At 63.9% G+C, this 22,695-nt stretch carries 19 protein-coding genes; 10 read left to right on the forward strand and 9 right to left on the reverse strand.

The features are described from left to right. Positions 1-87: 87 nt before the first annotated feature. On the forward strand, positions 88-807 hold the full coding sequence (locus FMA36_RS12285) for a response regulator transcription factor (protein WP_061273227.1): 720 nt from the start codon (positions 88-90) through the stop codon (positions 805-807). Positions 808-946: 139 nt separating this feature from the next. Here FMA36_RS12285 and FMA36_RS12290 read toward each other — a convergent pair whose 3' ends face one another. Beyond that, the gene (locus tag FMA36_RS12290; RefSeq protein WP_159262606.1) at positions 947-1,741 is read right to left on the reverse strand and encodes an exodeoxyribonuclease III; all 795 of its coding nucleotides are present in this window, start codon (positions 1,739-1,741) and stop codon (positions 947-949) included. Between the two features lie 381 nt (positions 1,742-2,122). Between FMA36_RS12290 and uvrC the strand changes: the two genes are divergently transcribed. The 6 genes from uvrC to FMA36_RS12320 all read left to right on the forward strand — a co-directional run bounded on the left by uvrC (position 2,123) and on the right by FMA36_RS12320 (position 8,203). Next, on the forward strand, positions 2,123-4,009 hold the full coding sequence (gene uvrC, locus FMA36_RS12295) for an excinuclease ABC subunit UvrC (protein ID WP_167518029.1): 1,887 nt from the start codon (positions 2,123-2,125) through the stop codon (positions 4,007-4,009). A gap of 92 nt (positions 4,010-4,101) precedes the next feature. Next, complete coding sequence (gene pgsA / locus FMA36_RS12300) at positions 4,102-4,701, forward strand: CDP-diacylglycerol--glycerol-3-phosphate 3-phosphatidyltransferase (protein WP_159262610.1); 600 nt, start codon at positions 4,102-4,104, stop codon at positions 4,699-4,701. A 101-nt stretch (positions 4,702-4,802) separates the two neighbouring features. After that, entirely contained in the window at positions 4,803-5,264 is a 462-nt protein-coding gene (locus tag FMA36_RS12305) for a hypothetical protein (protein ID WP_159263916.1), read from the forward strand. 55 nt (positions 5,265-5,319) lie between these two features. After that, positions 5,320-5,574: a molybdopterin converting factor subunit 1 gene (gene moaD / locus FMA36_RS12310; protein WP_159262612.1), complete on the forward strand. Its 255-nt coding sequence runs from the start codon at positions 5,320-5,322 to the stop codon at positions 5,572-5,574. A gap of 7 nt (positions 5,575-5,581) precedes the next feature. Then, entirely contained in the window at positions 5,582-6,046 is a 465-nt protein-coding gene (locus FMA36_RS12315; protein ID WP_159262614.1) for a molybdenum cofactor biosynthesis protein MoaE, read from the forward strand. A 309-nt stretch (positions 6,047-6,355) separates the two neighbouring features. Next, complete coding sequence (locus FMA36_RS12320; RefSeq protein ID WP_240906346.1) at positions 6,356-8,203, forward strand: ribonucleoside-diphosphate reductase subunit alpha; 1,848 nt, start codon at positions 6,356-6,358, stop codon at positions 8,201-8,203. 118 nt (positions 8,204-8,321) lie between these two features. Here the strand turns inward: FMA36_RS12320 and FMA36_RS12325 are convergent, their stop codons facing one another. Next, complete coding sequence (locus FMA36_RS12325; RefSeq protein WP_159262618.1) at positions 8,322-9,071, reverse strand: tRNA1(Val) (adenine(37)-N6)-methyltransferase; 750 nt, start codon at positions 9,069-9,071, stop codon at positions 8,322-8,324. Positions 9,072-9,275: 204 nt separating this feature from the next. Here FMA36_RS12325 and FMA36_RS12330 point away from each other — a divergent pair, with 204 nt between their 5' ends. Beyond that, on the forward strand, positions 9,276-10,280 hold the full coding sequence (locus FMA36_RS12330) for a polyprenyl synthetase family protein (RefSeq protein WP_159262620.1): 1,005 nt from the start codon (positions 9,276-9,278) through the stop codon (positions 10,278-10,280). 173 nt (positions 10,281-10,453) lie between these two features. Here FMA36_RS12330 and murI read toward each other — a convergent pair whose 3' ends face one another. Together murI and FMA36_RS12340 are read right to left on the reverse strand one after the other, a co-directional pair. Further along, on the reverse strand, positions 10,454-11,287 hold the full coding sequence (gene murI, locus FMA36_RS12335) for a glutamate racemase (protein ID WP_159262622.1): 834 nt from the start codon (positions 11,285-11,287) through the stop codon (positions 10,454-10,456). A 15-nt stretch (positions 11,288-11,302) separates the two neighbouring features. Next, on the reverse strand, positions 11,303-12,064 hold the full coding sequence (locus FMA36_RS12340; RefSeq protein ID WP_061273257.1) for an orotate phosphoribosyltransferase: 762 nt from the start codon (positions 12,062-12,064) through the stop codon (positions 11,303-11,305). 227 nt (positions 12,065-12,291) lie between these two features. Here FMA36_RS12340 and FMA36_RS12345 point away from each other — a divergent pair, with 227 nt between their 5' ends. After that, complete coding sequence (locus FMA36_RS12345) at positions 12,292-12,546, forward strand: hypothetical protein (RefSeq protein WP_159262624.1); 255 nt, start codon at positions 12,292-12,294, stop codon at positions 12,544-12,546. 258 nt (positions 12,547-12,804) lie between these two features. Here FMA36_RS12345 and gltA read toward each other — a convergent pair whose 3' ends face one another. The 4 genes from gltA to FMA36_RS12365 form a co-directional block, all read right to left on the reverse strand. Beyond that, positions 12,805-14,103 carry a citrate synthase gene (gene gltA, locus FMA36_RS12350; RefSeq protein ID WP_159262626.1) on the reverse strand — a complete coding sequence of 433 codons (1,299 nt, stop codon included), beginning with the start codon at positions 14,101-14,103 and terminating at the stop codon, positions 12,805-12,807. A 216-nt stretch (positions 14,104-14,319) separates the two neighbouring features. After that, the gene (locus FMA36_RS12355; protein WP_159262628.1) at positions 14,320-14,841 is read right to left on the reverse strand and encodes a SixA phosphatase family protein; all 522 of its coding nucleotides are present in this window, start codon (positions 14,839-14,841) and stop codon (positions 14,320-14,322) included. An 8-nt stretch (positions 14,842-14,849) separates the two neighbouring features. After that, positions 14,850-15,167: a chorismate mutase gene (locus FMA36_RS12360; protein WP_159262631.1), complete on the reverse strand. Its 318-nt coding sequence runs from the start codon at positions 15,165-15,167 to the stop codon at positions 14,850-14,852. A 46-nt stretch (positions 15,168-15,213) separates the two neighbouring features. Next, positions 15,214-15,942 (reverse strand): metallophosphoesterase, encoded by a 729-nt coding sequence (locus FMA36_RS12365; RefSeq protein ID WP_240906347.1) that lies wholly within the window; start codon positions 15,940-15,942, stop codon positions 15,214-15,216. A 576-nt stretch (positions 15,943-16,518) separates the two neighbouring features. Here FMA36_RS12365 and FMA36_RS12370 point away from each other — a divergent pair. Then, positions 16,519-18,036: an acetyl-CoA hydrolase/transferase family protein gene (locus FMA36_RS12370; protein WP_159262633.1), complete on the forward strand. Its 1,518-nt coding sequence runs from the start codon at positions 16,519-16,521 to the stop codon at positions 18,034-18,036. 122 nt (positions 18,037-18,158) lie between these two features. On the opposite strand, the gene FMA36_RS12375 is transcribed toward FMA36_RS12370, so the two are convergent. Then, a complete protein-coding gene (locus FMA36_RS12375; RefSeq protein ID WP_159262635.1) occupies positions 18,159-22,694 on the reverse strand; it encodes an AAA family ATPase in 4,536 nt (1,511 codons plus the stop codon). Between the last annotated feature and the right edge of the window lies 1 nt (position 22,695).

The raw sequence follows: 22,695 nt of genomic DNA on the forward strand, positions 1-22,695 counted from the left end.
GGCCTGTCGGGCATGAGGCCAGGCATGAACAGCAAGACAGAGACCGGCTCGATAAAGGGCCGGCCTTAAAGTGATAAAGAGGGTTCGATGGCAGGAGCACGTCCCATACTGATAGCGGACGACGATCAGACTTTACGTCAGATGCTCGTTGAACAGCTACAGATTGATGGTGAATTTGAAGCGATCGAGGCTGGCTCCGTCGCCGAAGCCTGGGAAAAGCTGCAGAAACCGGGGGCGCGTTTTGACGCGATCATCCTCGATGTATCCCTGCCTGACGGGGACGGGCGTGATTTCTGCGCTGACCTGCGGCGCAAGGGCAAGCGCATTCCCATCATCATCCTGACTGGCTCTGATGACGAGACGGATGTGGTGCGCGGCCTTGATGCGGGCGCCAATGACTATGTGGCCAAGCCGTTCCGCATTGCGGAGCTTCTGGCCCGGCTGCGTGCGCAGATGCGCATTTTCGAGAACAGCGAGGACGCGGTCTTCGCCATCGGGCCGTATATCTTCCGCCCCTCCGCAAAGCTGTTGCAGGAGACGGCCAAGAATCGCCGTATCCGCCTGACGGAGAAGGAAGCGGCCATCCTGAAGTTCCTGTACCGCGCGGGCACGCGCCCCGTGCCCCGGCAGGTGCTGCTCAATGAGGTATGGGGCTACAACGCAGCCGTGACAACGCACACGCTGGAAACCCATATCTACCGCCTGCGCCAGAAGATCGAGCCCGACCCCACCAATGCCAGCCTGCTGGTGACGGAAGGCGGCGGCTACCGTCTCGACCCCGAAGGCGGCAAGAGCGCCCTTGCCTGAACGGGCCGCGCTCTGAACCATGGATTGTGACGGGCCGCCCGGTTTCGGGCGGCCCGGTCGCGTTTAAAAAACTGATTTATAAAGATAAAAGTTTCTGGTGAAGTTTTTTCAAAAAGCTTCGGAAGGCGCTGTCTTGCGCTCAGCCTTCAAGGTCGATCAGCACCGGCACATGGTCCGAGGGCTTTTCCCAGTTGCGGGCGGTGCGCAGGACCTCCATGCCGCGCAGGGCAGTACGCAGGTCGGGCGTGACCCACACATGGTCCAGCCGCCGCCCCCGGTTTGACGCACTCCAGTTGCGGTTGCGGTAGGACCACCACGTATAAAGCTTTTCATCCGGCGGTACGAATTCGCGCATGGCATCGATGAAGCCGGTCTGCTGCCAGGCCAGCAGACGTTCCGTTTCCTCGGGCGTGTGGCTGACGATCCTGAGCAACTGCTTGTGGCTCCATACATCCTGCTCAAGGGGGGCGATGTTCAGGTCGCCCACCAGCACGGTGCGCTGCATGTTGCGCGCGGAGAACCACGTGCGCGCCTCATCCACGAAAGCCAGCTTGTGGGCGAATTTGGGGTTCTCAACCGGGTCGGGCACATCGCCGCCCGCAGGCACGTAGAAATCATGCACGTCAATCGCGTCGGCCCCCGTGCCATGGCGCACGGCAATGTGGCGGCAGTCACCCTTTTCGCACCAGTCCGGCGTATCTTCCAGCACGGTTACGGGTTGGCGTGACAGGATGGCCACCCCATTATATCCCTTCATGCCACGAAACACGACATGGCCGAAGCCAAGGGCGCGCACGTCCTCAAGCGGGAACAGGGCATCAGGCACCTTGGTTTCCTGCAGGCAGACGATATCGGGCGATGTTTCCTGGCACAGCCGGGCAAGCAGCGGCATCCGCAGGCGGAGGGAATTGATATTCCAGGTGACGATACGCATATCGGCTGCATTGCCGATCCGTGGCAGGCTGACAAGAATATTTTTTTCTCCTACATGGCGCAGCGCAGGACGAAAACAGGAACGAATGGCAAAAGGCGGCTGATATTTCCTGCAAAAATGCAATCCGGTGAGCACGACACACAGATGCCATAATTTGTCCACCTGTGGGGTTGACAGCCCTGAATCCGGCCTGTCGTGGAGCGGATTTTTTTTCCGGGCTCCGGCTTGTCCAATATAATCGTTTAAAAACAGTAGGTTGTTGTTAGTGATGTTTTTTTGGGCAATCCAAGTACAGGAACGGAAAACCGCCACCCGCACGTTTTTTTCGGCCCCTGCTCCACAGACTTATCCACATTATCGGTGGATGAACGGCTGCCGTCCATGACAACTGCCATTTCCGATGCACCGACCCGCCCGGTAGGGGTGGATGCGATCCATCATGCCCTGCGCACCATGCCGCAGGCCCCCGGCGTGTACCGCATGCTCGGTGAAAAGGGGGACGTGCTGTATGTGGGCAAGGCGCTGAACCTGAGGAAGCGCGTGATCTCCTACACCCATGTCAGCCGCCTGACCGAGCGCCTGCGCCGCATGGTGTCGGAAACGCGCAGCATGGAAATCGTCACCACCCATACCGAGGCCGAGGCCCTGCTGCTCGAGGCCAACTACATCAAGCGCATGCAGCCGCGTTACAACATCCTGCTGCGTGATGACAAAAGCTACCCGTGGATCATGCTGACCGACCGGCACGACTTCCCCCAGATCAGCAAGCACCGCGGCAAGCCGGTCAAGGGGGCTTCGTACTGGGGGCCGTTTGCCTCGGCCTGGTCGGTTAACCAGACGCTGAACCTGCTCCAGCGCACCTTCCTGCTGCGCTCGTGCTCCGATAGCGAGATGCAGGGCCGCACGCGCCCGTGCCTTCTGCATCAGATCCATCGCTGCTCCGCGCCGTGCACCGACCGCATCAGCCGTGAGGACTATGCCGAGCTTGCCGCCCAGGCGCGCAGCTTCCTGGCGGGCAAGGACCCGGACATGCGCGAGAAGCTGGGCCTTGAGATGGAACAGGCTGCCGAGGCGCTGGAATTCGAGCGCGCCGCCGCCATTCGCGACCGCATACGCGGGCTTTCGGCCCTGCAGCAGGATTCCAGCGTCATCAACCCCTCCAGCGTGAGTGATGCGGACATCATCGCCATCTGGCAGATTGCCGGGCAGTCCTGCATTCAGGTGTTCTTCATCCGCGCGGGGCGCAACAATGGCAACCGGGCATTCTTTCCCAGCCATGCGCGCGATGAGAACGCGCCCGACGTGCTCGCCGCCTTCATGGCGCAGTTCTACGATGACAAGCCTCCGCCTGCGCAGGTGCTCGTCAACCAGGACCTGCCGGAGCTTGACGTGCTCACCGCCGCTCTGAGCCTGCGCCGGGGCCGCAAGGTCGAGATCTTCCACCCGCAGCGGGGCGAGAAGCGCGGCGTGATCGAGCATGCCGCCCTGAACGCGCGCGAGGCGCTTGAGCGCAAAATGGCCGAAAGTGCCGGGCAGGCGAAGCTGTTGCAGGGTGTGGCCGACCTGTTTGGCCTCGACTCTCCGCCCAAACGCATCGAAACCTACGATAACAGCCACATTCAGGGGGCAAATCCCTATGGCGTGATGGTGGTGGGCGGCCCGGAAGGGTTTGAAAAACGCGCCTACCGCAAATTCTCCATCAAGGGACCGGTCACGCCGGGCGATGACTTCGCCATGATGCGCGAGGTGCTCGAGCGACGCTTCCGCCGGGCGCTCAAGGACCGCGAGGAAGGCGTGCGCCCAGAGGACTGGCCCGACATCCTGCTGATTGATGGCGGGGCAGGGCAGTACACCGCCGTGCGCGGCGTGCTCGATGAACTTGGCGTGACGGGCGTGACCCTGGTGGGCATTGCCAAGGGGCCGGACCGTGATGCGGGGCGGGAGTGGTTCCATACCGCCGACAGGCCACCCTTCCAGTTACCGCCGCGTGATCCGGTGCTGTACTACCTCCAGCGCCTGCGTGACGAGGCGCATCGCTTCGCCATCACCACCCACCGCGCCGGGCGCTCCAAAACGCTGGTGCGCTCGGAACTTGATGATATTCCGGGCGTTGGACCGGCACGCAAGCGCGCGCTGCTCAAGCATTTCGGCTCGGCGCGTGGCGTGCGGCAGGCTGGTCTGGGGGAACTGGAGCATGCGCCGGGAATCAACCGCGACATGGCGCGGGTCATTTACGGATTTTTCCATCCCGACTGGACAGGAGAGTGAGGGGCTGTCATGCAGATGTGAGCCTGCAAACTGCCTGATAGGCGTTATCGGTATCTTGGCTTTCTCCCTTTCTTGGTTATAGCAGTATCAGCATGCTTACCGACCTGCCCAACCTCCTGACCCTGTCCCGCATCATCGTGGTGCCGATTGTCGTGGCGCTTGTGGTCATCCACACGGCCCAGACCGATTGTGCCGCGTGCGTGCTGTTCATCCTGGCGGGCATTACCGATTACTTCGATGGCAAGCTGGCGCGGGCGTGGAACCAGAATTCCGACCTTGGTCGCATGCTCGACCCCATTGCCGACAAGTTGCTCGTCGGCGCGTCGCTCATGGTCATGGCGGGGCTGGGGCGGCTGCCTTACTGGTGCCTGTACCCCGCCATCATCATCCTGTGTCGCGAGATTCTGGTCAGCGGCCTGCGCGAATATCTGGCTGCCACCCGCGTTGGCCTGCCGGTGACGAAACTCGCCAAATGGAAGACCGGATTCCAGATGACGGCGATTGGCTTCCTGCTGGCAGGCGACAGCACGGCAGGGCTGCTGCATATCGACTGGCTGCCGGTCAATGCTCTTGGCGCCGTCATGATGTGGATCGCCGCCGCCCTGACGCTGATTACCGGGTGGGATTATGTCTCCACCGGGCTGCGCCATGTGGGGCGCGGCACTTCGGGCGCCACCAAATTATCTTCCTGACCTACATGAAAAATTAACGCGCTTCATGGCTGATCGTCCCTGCGGGCCATGCGCCCGCCGGTCTGGCGAGGAGGCGAGGGAAGAGCGTGGTGCGCAATGCAATGGTGCTGTCATTGCTGGTGGGGCTGGCAGGATGTGGCGGGTTCGGGCCGATTCTGGCCGATAACACCGAATTTCCCGGCAGCCTGCCCAATACCCCGCGTGCGGAGGGAGAAAACATGCGCCGCGTGAGCGGGCAGGCCCCGCAGGTGCTGCCGATCATGCCGCAGGCGCGCAATATCTGGCCTGTGCTGCCTGATGGGCGGGCGGTTCCGGCGACCGGGCAGGCGATGGCGGCCATCGTGCCCGGTGGGGTAGAGCATGACCTGCCCCCGGGCAGCGAGATGCAGATCGGCAACGATGCAGCGGACGATGGGCTGCCCGGGCACGTTTCCGCATTGTCTTCTGGACAGGGGGCGACGCATAAGGACGCATCGGATGCGGCGATCATCGTGCCCAATGGCGATGGCACCACAACCGAGGTCAGCGCCGATGGCACGGTGCATGAACAGCAGGCCCCCTGACGTGACCCGCCCCGGCGGGGTGCCGGGCCTGCCCTGAGTGGGAGAGAAGAGCGGAATGCTACGCATTCTTTATTTTGCATGGCTGCGCGACCGCCTCGGCCGCTCCGGCGAGACGCTGCCCGTGCCGCAGGGTGCACATTGCGTGCAGGACCTGATTGCAGCGCTCAACGCGCGTGGCGGGGAATATGCCGCCATCTTCGCCAGGCCCGAACTGATCCGCGTGGCGGTGAACCAGAGTTTCGCCACGATTGCCGCCCCTATTGCCGCGCATGACGAGATTGCCTTCTTCCCGCCGGTAACAGGGGGCTGAGACCATCATGCCGCGTGTCACGATCCGCGTTCAGGCCGAAGCGTTTGATAGCGCCCATGAAACCGCGCTGCTGCTGCGTGGGCACGAGGATGTGGGGGGAGTCGCAGCCTTTACCGGAATCGTGCGGGGTGGTGGCGGGCTGATGGCGCTGGAACTCGAACATTATCCCGGCATGACCGAATCCATGATGCGTCGCATAGCCGAATCGGCCTGTGCGCGATTCGGGCTGGTGGGCTGCACGGTCATCCATCGGGTGGGAAGGCTGGCGGTGGGCATGCCCATCGTGCTGGTGCTGTGTGCCGCCGCCCATCGGGGTGCTGCGCAGGATGGCACCGCCTTCATGATGGACTGGCTCAAGACCAGTGCACCGTTCTGGAAACGCGAGGAATTTGAAAACGGGCATAGCGCCTGGGTCGAACCCCGCGCGCAGGATGAGGCAGCAAAGGCACGCTGGGGCAGCCTTACGGCCTGAGGCGGGGAAAAGAAAAATTAAAAAAATAATCTTTCCCTAAACGCCTTGACGCTAAGCTTGCCGCTGATTCGGGACAACGCTCCCCATTTTCCCGAGCTACATTATCTAGTGCAAAGCAGCATGAAATAGTCCATATATAGGGGCATATCATAAAGCCCCGTCCCACCACGCTGGCGCCCGAAAGGCCCTGCGTGCCTTGGCGCGGGCCGATTACGGAGAATGTAAATGGTCCTGGATGACGTATCCGGCGGCATGGCCGATCGTTCTGCCAACGGGGATGGGATCGTCCAGGGAAAGGACAGTACGCCCATGCCTGACACGTCTGACATGCTGGACAGCGTGGTCCAGCTTCCCGGTCATCATCCCGTGCGCGTGGACCATTCCCGCGATGCGCTGCTCACGGCGTTTGGCAAGGCAACGCTCAACAACCGCTACCTCCTGCCAGATGAGAGCTATCAGGACCTGTTTGGCCGCGTGGCCTCGTATTACGGGGCCAGCCCCGCCCATGCCCAGCGGCTGTATGACTACATCTCGCGGCACTGGTTCATGCCGGCCACCCCGGTGCTCTCCAATGGCGGCACCTCGCGGGGGCTGCCCATCTCGTGCTTCCTCAACGAGGCCAATGACAGCCTGCGCGGTATCGTTGACCTGTGGAACGAGAATGTGTGGCTGGCCTCAAAAGGCGGTGGCATCGGCTCCTACTGGGGCAACCTGCGCTCGATTGGCGAGAACGTGGGTCGCAACGGCAAGACCTCGGGCGTCATTCCCTTCATCCGCGTGATGGACAGCCTGACGCTGGCCATCAGCCAGGGCTCGCTGCGGCGCGGCTCGGCTGCGGTGTACCTGCCGGTCTGGCATCCCGAGATCGAGGAATTCATCGAACTGCGCCGCCCGACCGGCGGCGACCCCAACCGCAAGGCGCTCAACCTGCATCACGGCGTGCTGGTGTCGGATGCGTTCATGCGCGCGGTGGCCGATGATGATGAATGGGCGCTGCTCTCCCCCAAGGACAACACGGTCATCCGCAAGGTTTCGGCCCGTGCGTTGTGGATTCGCATCCTGACCGCGCGCATGGAGCAGGGCGAGCCGTACATCATCTATTCCGACCACGTGAATAACGCCCGCCCCGAGCACCACAAGCTGGCGGGGCTCGAGGTCAAGACATCGAACCTGTGCGCCGAGATTACGCTGCCCACCGGCATGGATCACCACGGCCGTGAGCGCACGGCGGTGTGCTGCCTCTCCTCGCTCAATCTCGAAACATGGGATGAATGGAAGGATGATCCGCAGTTCATCGAGGATGTGATGCTGTTCCTCGACAACGTGCTGCAGGACTTCATTGACCGCGCACCCGATGACATGGAGCGCGCCCGCTACGCCGCCATGCGCGAACGCTCGGTGGGGCTGGGGGTCATGGGGTTCCACTCCTTCCTGCAGGCCAAGAACGTGCCGTTCGAGAGCGTTGTGGCCAAGAGCTGGAACCGCAGGATTTTCCAGCATATCCGCGCGCAGGCCGATGCCGCCTCGCGCAAGCTGGCTGAAGAGCGTGGACCGTGCCCGGATGCGGCGGAATATGGCGTGATGGAGCGCTTCTCCAACAAGATGGCGATCGCGCCCACGGCATCGATTTCCATCATTGCGGGCAATGCCAGCCCCGGCATCGAGCCGATCGCGGCCAATGTGTTCCTGCAAAAAACGCTGTCCGGCTCGTTTACCGTGCGCAACCGCCACCTTGACAAGCTGCTGACCAGCAAGGGCCGGAACACCAGCGATGTCTGGTCGTCCATCACGCTCAACAAGGGCAGCGTGCAGCATCTCGACTTCCTGACCCAGCAGGAGAAGGACGTGTTCAAGACCGCGTTCGAACTCGACCAGCGCTGGGTGATCGAGCATGCGGCGGATCGCGCGCCGTTCATCTGCCAGGCGCAGTCGATCAACATCTTCCTGCCTGCCAACGTGCACAAGCGCGACCTGCACCAGATCCATTACATGGCCTGGAAGCGGGGGGTGAAATCGCTGTATTACTGCCGCTCGCTATCCATCCAGCGCGCCGATGCGGTGAGCGATGGCCAGGAAAAGCGCGACGTGCCGCCCAAGGATGGCGCCAGCCCTCCCGCGACATCGGGTGACTATGAGGAATGCCTCGCCTGCCAGTAAGGTCAGGGGGAAAAGTTTCTGGTGAAGCTTTTTTAAAAAAGCTTTGAGAGAACGCCGCCTTTTTGGAAAAAAGGCAGCGCCCGGAGACTTTTATTCTTTGCAAAAATCCATGCGTCGTTCAGGCCGTAAGCGGCATGCCCTGCTCCAGTATGGCGCGGGCCTGTGGCGTAAAGCGCCCATCTGCCTCATGCAGCACAAGGCCGGGCAGCATTTCGCTGCCGGCGCGTGAATTTGCCCGTCCCTGCACCAGCATGATCCGCGCTGCCTGCCCCGCGCGGGGCCAGAAGGGCAGCACCCTGATCCGGCCCAGCTGCGCGCTCTCCATGGCCGTGCAGCAGGCTGCCAGCAGGCTGCATGGCAGGGCCAGCGTCAGCGTGCCGTGGTGGCGCAACTGGGCGGCGAGAGCACGCACCCAGCCGCCCAGCGCGCCGGTGGGCAGGCGGCGCGCTAGATCGCGCTGGCTGTGGGGCGAGGCTGACGAATCCTGCCCATGCCATGGCGGGTTGGCAAAGGCATGGTCGATGCGGCGCAGGCCGGGGCCGGACAGCAGCGGGTCATCGGGCAGGGCAGGCAGGGTGGCATGGCGCACATGCAGGGCGTGGCAATGGTTGAGCATGAAGTTGTGCCGGGCCAGTGCTGCGGTGGCGCCATCATGCTCCAGCCCGATTCCGGTCAGGCGGGGTACCCGATTCGACAGGCAGAGCAGTCCGGCACCCGCGCCGCATCCACCTTCCATTACGAGCTGGCCGGGGCGTGCGGGCACGAAAGCAGCCATCAGAACAGGCTCAAGTCCGGTCCTGTTTCCGGTCGAAAACTGGCGATAGACCACCTTTCCGCCCAGCAGGTGGCCTGTGGTTACAGGGTCCATGCCTGTGGGGGGGAGAGGCAGGTCATGCGCCGCTCCGTGCCGTGTGCCTGTGTGCTCCGGCTTGACCGTTATTCCAGCGCCGCCCATATACTCATTCTATGTTCATACATTCGGAACCGGGAGAGTAACCTTTTGGCCCTAGCAGTTAGTCTGCCGGAATCCGACGAAACGGCAAGTCAGAAAGACGAAGGGGCTCGCCGCCCGATGGCAGATGGATCAGAAGTCGCCCTGCGCGATCTGGCGGAATATCTTGCGGATGACATGGCGGCGTGCAACCGCGCCATTGTCGAGCGGATGGACAGCCCGGTCGCCCTTATTCCCCAGCTTGCAGCCCACCTTGTGGCCGCCGGTGGCAAGCGGCTGCGCCCGCTGCTGACACTGGCCTCCGCCCGGCTGTGCGGCTACCAGCCCGATGCCACGCACCAGCGCCACGTGGCCCTGGCCGCCTGCGTGGAGTTCATCCACACGGCAACGCTGCTGCATGATGACGTGGTGGATGAAAGCTCGCTGCGCCGGGGCATGGCCAGCGCCAATGCGGTGTTCGGCAACAAGGCCTCGGTTCTGGTGGGGGACTTCCTGTTCGCCCGCTCGTTCCAGCTCATGACGGATGATGGCTCGCTCAAGGTCATGAATATCCTCTCATCCGCTTCCGCCACCATTGCGGAAGGGGAAGTGCTGCAGATGTCCACGCAAAATGACCTCTCAACACAGATTGATCAGTATCTGGAAGTCATTCATGGCAAAACTGCGGCACTGTTCGCCGCAGCCTGCCGCGTGGGGGCTGTCGTGGCCGATCGGGGCGAGGAGGAAGAGCGTGCGCTCGAATCCTACGGCACCAATCTGGGCATGGCCTTTCAGCTGGTTGATGACGCGCTGGATTATGCCGCCGATCAGGCCCGCCTGGGCAAGACGGTGGGTGATGACTTCCGTGAAGGCAAGATCACCCTGCCGGTGCTGGCAGCCTATGCTGCGGGCTCGGCCGAGGACCGTGCCTTCTGGCAGCGCGTGATCGAGGAAAGCGAGCAGAAGCCCGAGGATCTGGATCATGCCCTGCGCCTGATCGAGCAGACCGGTGCCATCCGCATCACCCTTGACCGTGCGACGGAATATGCCGATGCGGCGCGTGAGGCGCTGTCCATCTTTCCGCCCGGTCGCCTGCGCCAGATGTTGCAGGATACGGCGAGCTACACCGTCAACCGCCTGCGCTAGCAGGCGGGGCACCGGAGTCCTGTAGCTGCGGGGCAGGATATGCCCTTCAGGGGCGGCTCGGAAAGCTTCTCCCCCGCCAGAATCTGGAAATCAGAAGAAGTTTTTGGTGAAGCTTTTTTCAAAAAGCTTCGTTCAACGCTGCTTTCTTGAAGAAAGACGGCACTTGGGAACTTTTACGCTTTGTGTTCAATAGCCGGGCTGGCATCAAATGGCTTGAGCGCATCCTGCCTGTAGCCAAGGGCCGATAGTCCCGGCTCCAGGGCTGCGAGGTCACGCGGTAGGGCGGTAAAGCAGAACTGGTCAGGCAGAGTAGAGACGGCTCCTGTCAGGACAGGGCATGCGGCCAGCACGCGGGCGACCTGCCGGGCCACGGCGGGGGCTGGGTCCAGCCAGGTGACATGCGGCGGCATGGCGTCACGCATGGCGTCGAGCAGGAAGGTATAGTGCGTGCAGCCCAGGCCCACCACGTCGATTGCGCTACCGCCGGGTTGAGCGAACAGGCCCGCAAGTTCCGCCCTGAGCAGGGCAGGGTCGGGCGGGGTGCCACGAAAGGCGTTTTCCGCCATGTCCGCCAGGCCGCGTGCACCGTGGGCGAGCAGGGTGCAGTTGGGCGCAAAGCGGGCACTGAGGGCCTTCAGGTAAGGGCGGTGCACGGTAGCCCGCGTGGCCAGCAGCCCGATCGTGCCGGTGCGGGTCTGGTCGGCAGCCCATTTTATGGGGGGCACGCAGCCCACGAAGGGCACGTCATAAGCCGCGCGCAGGCTGTCGAGTGCAAGTGTGCTGGCAGTATTGCATGCCACCACCACCACGCTGGGCCGCAGGCGATCAATCGCCGCGCCCACCAGGCGCACGATCCGCGCGCGCAACTGGGCATCGGGCTGTTCGCCATAAGGGAATACGGCCGTATCGGCCAGATAGTCGATCGGTATGCCCGGCAGGAGCGGGCGGAGCTGGGCTACAACACCCAGTCCCCCAATTCCCGAATCGAAGGCAAGAACGCGCGGCATCAACTGGCCCGTGGGTCAGGCCCCGGCATCACGCTTGGCCTTGAGCGCCAGCGCCTCTTCAGCGCTGCCTACGCCGCCATGCTTGGCTGACCAGGCGCAGGGGTCTTCAAGGAAACGACGCACCTCGGCGGCATCCTTTTCCGAGAAATAGGGTTTGCCCGCGCAGGCTTCCAGCACATCCCACCAGGTGCACAGCGCGTGCAGGCTGATGTCCATATCCGCCAGCGTACGGTACGCACCGGGGAAGACGCCGTAGAAGAACACGACAAAGGTGTGGTCCACGATCGCGCCCGCCTTGCGCAGCGCGTTGGCGAACTGCACCTTCGATGAGCCATCGGTGGTCAGGTCTTCCACCAGCAGGGTGCGCATGCCCTCGGGCACATCGCCCTCGATCTGTGCATTGCGGCCAAAACCCTTGGGCTTTTTGCGCACATAGGCCATCGGCGCCATCATGCGATCCGCAATCCATGCCGCGAAGGGAATGCCCGCCGTCTCGCCGCCCACCACGGCATCGATGCTTTCATAGCCGACATGGCGGCCGATCTTTTCCACTGCCAGTTCCATGATTTTCTGGCGTGCGCGGGGGAAGAAGATGATGCGGCGGCAATCGATATAGACCGGGGATTTCCAGCCCGAGGTCAGGGTGTAGGGATCATCGGGGCGGAAGTTGACGGCCTTGATTTCCAGCAGCAGGCGCGCGGTCATGAGGGCTGCGTCGCGGTCCCATGCGGTTGTGCCTGTTGAAAGTCCTGCCCCATTCCCCGTGGCGTCGTGCATACCCTATCTCCGGCCAAATGAATTGCGTGTACTGAATGTCAGCACAGACGATTAACCGCAACACGGCGGAAAATCCATCGGTGTCGGGGCCAATGGGGGCGGAATTGCCAAAAAAAGGCCGCATCGGAAATATAACGTGACCGGATCAGCAGAGTGTGAGTGCCGGGGTACCTTGCCCCCACGGGGTATTCGCTCTAGTATCTCAATATTAATAATCATTCTCACTAGTGGATCATCGCATCGTGTCTGTTGAAAACAGTCGCATCGCCCGCAAATGCGAGCGTGCCGTAATCACCGCCTACCAGGAACTGCGTGGCGTCGGGACCAGCGATGTGTCGGCTTTCCATGCCTGCACGACCCTCTACCGTATCCATCACCCCGAATCCTCCCTCAACGAGGCAAGGCGTCTGGTATCGGAATGGATCGACCATCATGTGATCCAGAAGCGCCCCGGCCCTACGCCGGGCTGTGAGTGCGACTGACGTAGGGGGGGCCTTCATTCAAAGCCAAAGGGGCAACTGCATCAGCAGTTGCCCCTTTTTGCGTGCCTCGGTCAGACAGAGGATAGTCTGAAAACAGCCTGTGATCATCAGGTTGTTCCTGATGAGGCTTCTTGCGGAAATTTTTCCGGAACGCAGGCTGTTTGAAAAGCGGGGTACCGGGAAGTGTTTTTAAACATGTGACCTGGGGTCAGAAGGCCGCCAGAGAGGCAATATGCCCCCTGGCGGCCGGGCCGTCGTTCAGGCCCGCTTGTCAAACGGCACGAAGTCGCGCTGGGGCGAGCCGGTATAGAGCTGGCGGGGGCGGCCGATGCGCTGGCCGGGTTCCTCGATCATTTCCTTCCACTGGCTGATCCAGCCGGTGGTGCGGGCTACGGCAAACAGCACGGTGAACATGCTGGTGGGGATGCCCATGGCCTTGAGAATGATGCCGGAATAGAAATCGACATTGGGGTACAGGCTGCGCTTGACGAAATATTCGTCGTGAATCGCAATCTTTTCCAGTTCGATCGCAAGGTCGAGCAGCGGGTCGTCCTTGATGCCAAGCTCGCCAAGCACCTCGTGGCAGGTGGCCTGCATGATCTTGGCGCGGGGGTCGAAGTTCTTGTACACCCGGTGGCCAAAGCCCATCAGGCGCACGCCGCTGGTCTTGTCCTTCACCTTGGCGATGAACTCGGGGATGTTGTCCTTGTGGCCGATCTCGGCCAGCATCTTCAGCACCGCCTCGTTGGCCCCGCCATGGGCAGGCCCCCACAGCGCCGCGATACCTGCGGAAATACACGCAAACGGATTGGCCCCCGTCGAGCCCGCAAGGCGCACGGTGGAGGTCGACGCATTCTGCTCATGGTCGGCATGCAGGATCAGGATGCGGTCCATGGCGCGTGCCAGCACCGGATTGATCTTGTAGGGCTCGCTCGGCACCGCGAACATCATGGACAGGAAGTTCTCGGCGTAGGACAGGTCATTGCGCGGGTAGATGAATGTCTCGCCCTGCGTGTATTTGTAGGCCCAGGCCGCGATGGTCGGGATCTTGGCTATGATGCGCATGGCCGACTGGTAGCGCGTGGTCGCATTCGAGACATCCAGCCCTTCATGATAGAAGGAGGACAGCGCGCCAACCGTGCCGCACAGGATGGCCATGGGGTGCGCATCACGACGGAAACCGTTGAAGAAATTGCGGATCTGCTCGTGCAGCAGCGTGTGGTGCTTGATGGAATTCACAAACCCGTCGTACTGCGCCTTGTCGGGCAGTTCGCCGTTGAGCAGCAGGTAGGCCACTTCCATGAAGGTGGCCTGTTCGGCCAACTGCGCGATGGGGTAGCCACGATGCAGCAGCACACCCTTTTCACCATCGATGAAGGTGATCTTGCTGGAGCATGACGCGGTCTCGCCATAACCGGGATCATAGGTGAATACGCCCGCCTGGGCAGGCAGCTTGCGGATGTCGACGACCTCCGGCCCCATCGTGCCGGACAGCATGGGCAGTGCAACATCCTTGCCGTTTAGCGAGATTGTGGCAGTTTTTCCGGACTCGCTCATCTACAACTCTCCTCCTGGGGGCACGCCTGCGCTGGTGGGGCAGGGGGCCCATGTCTCCAACCTCCGGGCATTCTGCCGTTCATGCGGCAGTTTATGGATATGCCCAAATTATATGCCCTGTGTGCCGCAAGGTGCGGCAGTCATCGGGCCTCGGCTCTGACGATAGGAACGAAACCCCCGGCGTGGCAATCCATGCCCCCCCATGCAGCAATGACATTATTGGCAAGACAGGGCGTTCAGGTGGATTTCCCGATCGGTGGCGGAATTCCATGGTTTTTCGGCAGTAAAGCAGGCGATCGAGGCCGGTGGAAAGCCGCGCTGCATCGCCCCTTCAAGGTCAGGCGGGCAACGTTGCGCCCCCCAACCAAACACCAGGGCGCCCAAGGCCGGATTGTGCCCTAATATCATGATATTGCTTGTTTTTTCTGCAATGGCATAGAGCATGTCGCGCACTGTTTCGGCGGTTGCCTCATACAGTTCGTTCACATATCGGATATCGGGTTTCTGATCGCCATAAAATGATCCCAGCGCCGCAAGCGTTTCGACCGTGCGCTGCGCGGGGCTGACAAGCACCAGTTGCGGGGCAAAGGCGCGCGCCCTCAGCCACGCGCCCTGGGCGCGTGCGCTGTCACGGCCATGCGGGGTCAGCGTGCGGTTGAAGTCGGCCTGCGCGCCGATATCGCCAAACGCGGCGGGGGCGGCCTGGGCATGGCGCATAAGTACGAGCTGGTGGGGCATGGCAGCGGTTACTGATCTGTGCCCGCGGCAATGGCCTCATGGTGGCGAATGACCTCGCGGATGATGAAGGCCAGGAATTTTTCCGCAAAATCGGGGTCCAGATGGGCGGCGGTGGCGAGTTCGCGCAGCCGGGCCACCTGGCGTGCCTCACGCGCGAGGTCGGCGGGCGGCATGTCGTTGGTGGCCTTGAGCCTGCCGACCGCCTGCGTGTGGCGAAAGCGCTCGGCCAGCATGTAGATCAGGGCGGCATCGATGTTATCGATGCTGCGGCGCAGCTCTTCGAGCTTGAGCCTGGCTGCATCCTGTCTGGCCTCGGTGGTGTTCATCTGTGTCCGCGCTCCTGCGTTGAAAAAAAGGGGGATGAAAAAAGACTTACAGCACCGGCGGGAGGTCAATCCACGCCAGATGCCCCCCCTTGCCAGCCCCGGTATCGGTAAAGATGGCCCGCCCGCCCATGCGGCCGTGGCGCACCCAGGGCCGCCCGTCGGTGGAGCGGCGGTCATGCCCGCAATAGACCGTATAGCCCGGCGGAATATGATCGACCCAGTTCAGCCTGCGCTCGGGGTAGCCATCCTTCTGCATGCGGCCCGTCGTCTCGCCAAACAGGGCGCGTGACAGCAGGGGCGTGACCGTGCCCAGCCCCGGCGGCGGCAGTTCGCCCAGCATGCGGGCATGAAAGCCGCCATGCACGAATATGGACTGCCCCAGCACGATCCACGCGGGCGCGCGGGCAAGATCGGCCAGCGCGCGCTGGTACACGTCGCTGTTCTCCTCGCGCAAAAAGGCGGCCAGCGTTTCCATCAGCGGCGGGTCGCGGCGCATCTTGCGGCCCTGCAGCGCGCGGGCCAGCTTGCGGTCATGGTTGCCCAGTATGAACAGGCCGCGCCCTTCATCGATCAGGCGCTGCATCAGCCGGAACGCGCCCGCGCTGTCCGGCCCGTAATCCACCAGGTCGCCCAGTTGTATGACAAACCGGTCGGTCGCGGCAGCATGGCGGAAGGCATGCAGGTCGCCATGCACGTCGCCCACCACGCGCAGGGGGCGACCGGCCAGCAGCCCTGCCAGCGGGTGCGCAGGCAGGGGAGGAGGGCCTGGAGGCATGGCGGCTTCCCGCTCGGCGGGGGACGGTAATATGGCATCCCGTGCCATGACAGGCCGATGAGAGGGAAATCGACGTCTCAAACGAAAATCCTCTCCTGTTGGTGGCCGGTCCGGGTTGTGCCCCTTGCTGGGTCTGGTCTCCTATTATTCACAAGATTGGCCGCCATGCACTAGGGGGATAGGTAATAATGTATCCTTAATGACACAAACCGGTTGCATCCGGGTAACGATATTGTACAGGAAAAACCGGAATATATTACCCCCGACACAGACCGGCAGAAGGTATTGAGCCCCTGCCGGTGGCGTGCCTGATGGAGCAAACGTGAAACCGCCAACCGGAGTCCGGGTGCTGTGTCACACTCTTTTGTTGTGACGTAGCCTGCAGTACGGAGAACAGATGAAGGCGTCATGCTGAAGTGAAACGCAGGGAGAGGCGCTCTGGTGCAAAGGGAATACCCGCGCCAGTGCTGCCGCCCCGGCAGATCGGCCCCGGCCAGGGCCGTGACGACGGCATACGACATATCCGGCGCGGTCTCGACCGGCCGGGCATAACGATAAGAGTTTGAGGGAAAGTTCATGATCGACCACACCCGAATCCGGAATGCGGCGCTCCGGGCCAAGATCACCACCGCCGAGCAGGCGGCCTCCCTTGTCCGCCCGGGCAGCACGGTGGGCACCAGTGGCTTTACCGGCGCCGGTTACCCCAAGGCCGTGCCGCAGGCGCTTGCCGCATTGATGGAGCGCGCGCATGCCGAGGGCAAGGAGCACCGCATCCGGCTGCTCACGGGCGCTTCGACCGGGCCGGAGCTTGATGGCGCGCTCGCCAAGGTCAACGGCATCTCCTTCCGCATGCCCTATAATTCCGATCCCGGCCTGCGCGCGCGCATCAACAAGGGCGAGACGGAATATCTCGACATGCATCTCAGCCATGTCGCTCCCATGGCCTGGGCGGGTTTCTTTGGCACGATCGACACCGCCATCATCGAGGCCACCGCCATCCGTGAAGATGGCAGCATCGTGCCGTCCTCTTCCGTCGGTAATTCCAAGACATGGCTCGACACCGCCAAGCAGGTGATCATCGAGGTCAATAGCTGGCAGGACGCAGCGCTCGAGGGCATGCACGACATCTGGTACGGTGCCGCCCTGCCGCCGCACCGCCAGCCCATTCCGCTGCTGCGCCCCGATGACCGCATCGGTGGCACTTCGCTCAAGGTCGACCCCGCCAAGATCGTGGCGATTGTCGAGACCAATGCGCCCGACCGCAACGCCCCGTTCTCGCCGCCAGACGAGACCGCGCGCGGCATTGCTGGCCACCTGATGGAATTCTTCCGCCATGAAGTGAAGATGGGCCGCCTGCCGCCCTCGCTCCTGCCGCTGCAGTCTGGCGTGGGCAACGTAGCCAATGCCGTGATGGGCGGTCTTGAGGAAGGTCCGTTTGATGACCTGACCGCCTACACTGAGGTGATTCAGGATGGCATGCTCGGCATGCTGGAAAGCGGCAAGATGCGGGTGGCGTCGGCTACGGCCTTCTCGCTCAGCCCGGAAGCGGCGGAATCGCTCAACAGCCGCATGCGCGAATTCCAGAAGAAGATCATCCTGCGCCCGCAGGATATCAGCAACCATCCCGGCCTGATCCGCCGCCTGGGCTGTATCGCCATGAACGGCCTGATCGAATCGGATATCTATGGCAACGTGAACTCAACCCAGATCATGGGCTCCAAGATCCAGAACGGTATCGGCGGCTCGGGTGATTTTGCCCGCAATGCCTATATTTCCGTGTTCATGACGCCGTCCACCGCCAAGGGCGGCAAGATTTCGGCCATCGTGCCCATGGCGTCGCACGTCGATCACATCACGCAGGATTCGCAGGTGCTCGTGACCGAACAGGGGCTGGCCGACCTGCGTGGCCTCTCGCCCAAGCAGCGCGCGGAAGTCATCATTGCCAACTGCGCCCACCCCGATTACCGCCCGATGCTGCAGGACTACTACAAGCGCGCCCGTGCGGGCTCGTTCGGCCAGCAGTCGCCGCACCTGCTGAACGAGGCGCTGTCATGGCACCAGCGCTTCATCGAGACCGGCAGCATGATGCCGTAAGGGCCTGCTGGTAGTGGACGGGATGCGGGCAGGTACCGCCCCCGTCACACCATCTATCGGCAATCATAACAGTTTGTGGGTGCCGCCTTTTTTCAAAAAGGCGGCGTTTTCTTGTCAATCTGTTATCTGACCGGTTCGGCATCCACCATTTCGGTCGCGCGTTCGAGGTCAACCGACAGCACACGGCTGACCCCGCGCTCCTGCATGGTCACACCATACAGGCGGTCCATATGCGCCATGGTCAGCTGGTGGTGGGTCACGACAAGGAAGCGCGTGCCCGCTTCCGCCACCATATCGGCGAGCAGGGCGCAGAAGCGGCCCACATTGGCATCATCAAGCGGGGCATCGACCTCATCAAGCACGCAGACTGGCGCAGGGTTGCAGCGGAACACCGCAAAGATGAGCGACAGCGCGGTGAGTGCCTGCTCTCCGCCAGAAAGCAGCGAAAGTGTTGCGAGTTTCTTGCCCGGCGGCTGGGCATAGATTTCCAGCCCGGCCTGAAGCGGGTCGTCATTGCCCACCATGCCCAGATGCGCGCGCCCACCATTGAACATGCGGGCAAACAGTGCCTGAAAATGCTGGTCGATCTGCGAGAACACGGCCATCAGCCGCTCACGCCCTTCACGGTTGAGCTGCCCGATCATGCCACGCAGGCGGGCAATGGCTGATTGCAGTTCGTCACGCTCATGCAGAATCGTGTCGATCTTGCCCGATGCCTCCTGTGCTTCAAGCTCGGCACGTAGGTTGACCGGGCCAAGCTCATCGCGCTGGCGGGTCAGGCGGGCGACCTTGCGGCGCAGGCCGGTCTCGGCGTTCACGCTCAGGTCAGCGGGCACCACGCCCGCTGGCGGCGTTGAGTCCGCCTGCAACTGGGCCAGCAGCACCTGTGCCTGTTCGCGCCTGCCTTCGGCGCGGACCACGGCTTCACGCGCTGCGGTCAGCACCTCTTCCGCCGTGCGGCGGCCCTGCTGCACTTCCGCCATGCGGGTTTCGGCCTGTTGCAGTTCCTCCATGGCCACATCATGGCTGGCTTCGTGCTGCGCCAGTTCGGTTGCAATCGCATCGCGCCGTTCGCGCACGGCAACTGGTTGGGGGGCAACGCGCTCATGCTCGGCCCGGGCGTTGCGCAGGCGGGTCTCGGCGGCCTCGGCTTCAAGGCTGGCGGCCTCCACGCGGGCGGTCCATTGCGTCATGTCCTGCCCGGATGCATCAAAGCGCTGGCGCAGCGTGGCATCCTCGGTGTGCAGGCGGGCCAGGGTCTCGCGCTGTTCGGTTTCCTGCGTGCGCAGGCTCTCGGCCTGTTCACGCAGGCTGGCTAGCGCGTGTTCCAGCCCGCTCATGTCGGGCAGGGCCTCAAGGCGGCCACGAGCGGCCGCAACGGCTGCCTGTGCCTGTTGCAACCCGTCGGTCAGATCGGCCATGCGGGCCTGCCGGGCTTCAAGCCGGGCGCCGGTCTCGCGCATTTTCTGCTCAAGGGCGGCGCGTGCGGCGCGGGCCTGTTCAAGCCGGGTCGTGGCGTCTTCCACCACTATCCGGGCCTGTTCCAGCGCCTGCGCCGCCTGCGTCGCGGCAGCGGTGGCCTGCCGGGCAGCATCCTCGGCCAGTGCCGGGGCAGGCAGGGCGGCAAGCTGTTCGCGCCGGGTGGCCAGTTCCTGGCTTGCGGTGTCGCGGTCGTTTTCCAGCCGGGCCTGTTCGGGCAGCAGGGCCTGCAGGCGTGTCTCCGCTTCTCCATGCCGGGTCGTGGCAGCCTGCAGGGCGCGGCGGGCCTGTTCAAGTGCGGCTTCAGCATGCTGGACGCGGGTGCGCAGCGCCTTTTCTGCCTCCTGGGCCTGTGTTGCAGCCTGCGCCGCCTCCTGCTGGACGCGAGTCAGTTGGTCGAGATCGGGCAGGTCGGCTTCCTGCGCGGTGGCGCGCGTGCAGGCGGCTTCGGTATCCGTCAGGGCAGCCTGTGCCGTGGCCTGCTGGACCGAGAGCGTATCGATCTGGGCCGAGATGGTGGCGTGCTGGCGGGAAAGCTCGGCCTCTGCCGCGCGGGCGGTCTCCAGCGCGTTCTCGGCGGCCATGCGGGCGTCGCGTGCCGCCGTCAGGGCTTTGCCTGCCTGCTGGCGGGTGGTCGCAGCGGCCTGTACGGCCTGTTCCAGCGCCGGAAGCGTGGCGCGCAACTGCTCGAGTTCTGCGCGCAGGCTGCGCAGGCGGCCGAGTTGTTTGAGCCGGAGTGCCGCGCGGTCGGGCAGGTTGGGGGCCTGTGTATAGCCATCCCACCGCCATAGCGCGCCCTCGCGGGTGACAAGGCACTGGCCTGCGGTCAGGCTGGCCTGAAGGGCCGCTCCATCCATGCCATCAGGCAGCAGGCCTGCCGCGCCAAGTGCGCGTGACAGGGCAGGCGGGGCCTCGAGCACGGCGGAAAGCGGCTCGATCCCCGCGGCAGGAAAGGGCGCAGGTGTTGCGGGCGGCAGGTCATGCCATGAGCGGGGGGCCGTGCCCTTGACCACCGCCTCAAGCCCATCGGACAGCACCACGGCCAGCGCGGTTTCCAGCCCGGCGGGCACATGCAGGCTGTCGGCCAGCGTCGCGCCGTGGGCGTGGTCGGCCTGTGTGTCGCTGTGCAGGGCGCGGGCAAGGCCATCGGCTTCCGCTTCCAGGCCCGACAGGCTGGCGCGGGCCTCGGCAAGGCGGGCGGCACAGGCTTCATCTTCCTGTGTGGCGGCAACGCTTGCGGCCTCAGTCATGGCCATGTGCTGGCGGGCGGCTTCCAGTGCGGCGGCGGCGGATTCGCGTTTTGCCACGAGCGCCTGCAGGGCCGCATCGGGCACGGCCTGCCCGCGCAGGCGGGTCATGCTGGCGGCAAGCGTATCGACTTCGTCGCGTGCCCGCTTGTGGGCCGCCTGGGCAGCGCGGAGGGCTTCCTCGACGGCGGTGCGGGTGGCGCGGGCTTCCTTCAGGCGGGCATTGGCCTGAATTTCGGCCTGTGTTGCCTGAGCGCGGGCGTCCTCCGCCGTGGCGCGTCCGGCGCGGAGGGTATCAAGGGTGGCTTCAGCCTCGGTGGCAGTTTCGGCCAGACGCGTGCGCTCGGCCTCGGGCACAAGGTCCGCGCGGGCGTTGCTGACATGATTGCCCAGCGTTGCCACGTCGCGCGCAAGGGCTTCGAGCCTGCTGGCGGCGGTGGCGGCATCCTGCGTGGCCTGCGCATGCACGCGCAGGCTCTCGGTCGCGGCATTGCGGGCAAGGTCAGCCTGTAGCGTGGCATCCGCATGGGCGCGGGTAGCGTCCTCGCGCGCGCTCAGGGCGTGGGCAGCCTGTGCCTCGGCCAAGGTAATCTGTTCGTCATGGGCGGCGATGGCGTCTGCCGTCGGCATGTCGGCTTCGAGTGCCGCGATCTCGGTGGCGAGGGTTGCGTGCTGGGTTGCGAGGCGCTCATGCGCGGCGGTGGTGGTGGCCAGCCCTTCGCGGGCCTGCGTGGTCTGCAGTTCGGCCTCGCGCACGGTGGTGGTGGCCTCTTCCACGCGGGTCGCCATCTCGGTCATGGCCTGTGCCAGCGTGGCGCATTCGGCCTGCGCTGCCTCACGCAGGGCGGGCAGGACGGACAGGCGTTCCTCTACCTGAACCCGCTCGGCCTCAAGCTGCCCGAGCATGAGAGTGGCATCATCACGCCGCGCAAGGGCTGAGACATGCACGCCCTCGCATTCGGCAAGGCGGGCCTGTGCCTGCTCCAGCGCGGCTTCGGCGCGGGCCAGTTCCTCGGCAATGGTCTCGGCGCGGACCTTGAAGCGTTCGAGCGCCGTGCGCCGCGTATCCAGTGCCTCGCGCAGGGCGGGCAGGGCCTTTGTCACTTCGTAATCGGTGAGTACGGCGGTTTCGGCCATCTCTTCGGCGGCCCTGAGGTCGGTGCGGGCGGCGTGCAGGCCCGCCTCGCCCTCGGCCACGCCCTTGTGGGCGCGGGCATGCAGCAATGCCAGAAGGGCAGTCTCGGATTCGCGCAGGCCCTGCGAGAGTTCGCGGTACCGGGAAGCCTGTTCGGACTGCTCTTGCAGGTCACCAAGCCGGGATTCGAGCTGCAGGCGCAGGTCTTCCGCGCGGGCGAGATTGGCCTCGGTCGCGCGCAGCTTGAGTTCGGCCTCATGGCGGCGGCCATGCAGGCCGGTAATGCCCGCTGCTTCCTCCAGAATGCTGCGCCGTTCCTCGGGGCGGGCATTGACCAGCGCCGAGACGCGGCCCTGGCTGACCATGGCCGATGAACGCGCCCCCGAGGCCAGATCGGCAAACAGGGTCTGCACGTCGCGCCCGCGCGTGGTGCGGCCATTGATGCGGTAGCCGCTACCTGCCCCGCGCTCGGCCCGGCGGCAGACCTGAAGCTCATCATGCCCGGTAAAGGGGGCGGGGGCGATTTCGGCCGCCCCTTCCAGCGTCAGGGTCACTTCCGCCATGTTGCGGGCGGCTCGCGCGGTGGTGCCGGCGAAGATCAGGTCATCCATTTCGCCGCCGCGCAGGGCGCGGGCATTGGTTTCGCCCATGACCCAGCGCAGGGCCTCGACCACGTTGGACTTGCCGCACCCGTTGGGCCCGACAATGCCGGTCAGGCCCGGCAGGATCTCGACGGAGACCGGGTCAGCGAAACTCTTGAAACCTGCGATGCGCAGCCGGACGAAACGGGCGGTCATG

This window comes from Komagataeibacter xylinus (genome assembly GCF_009834365.1).
GTDB lineage: Bacteria > Pseudomonadota > Alphaproteobacteria > Acetobacterales > Acetobacteraceae > Komagataeibacter > Komagataeibacter xylinus_D.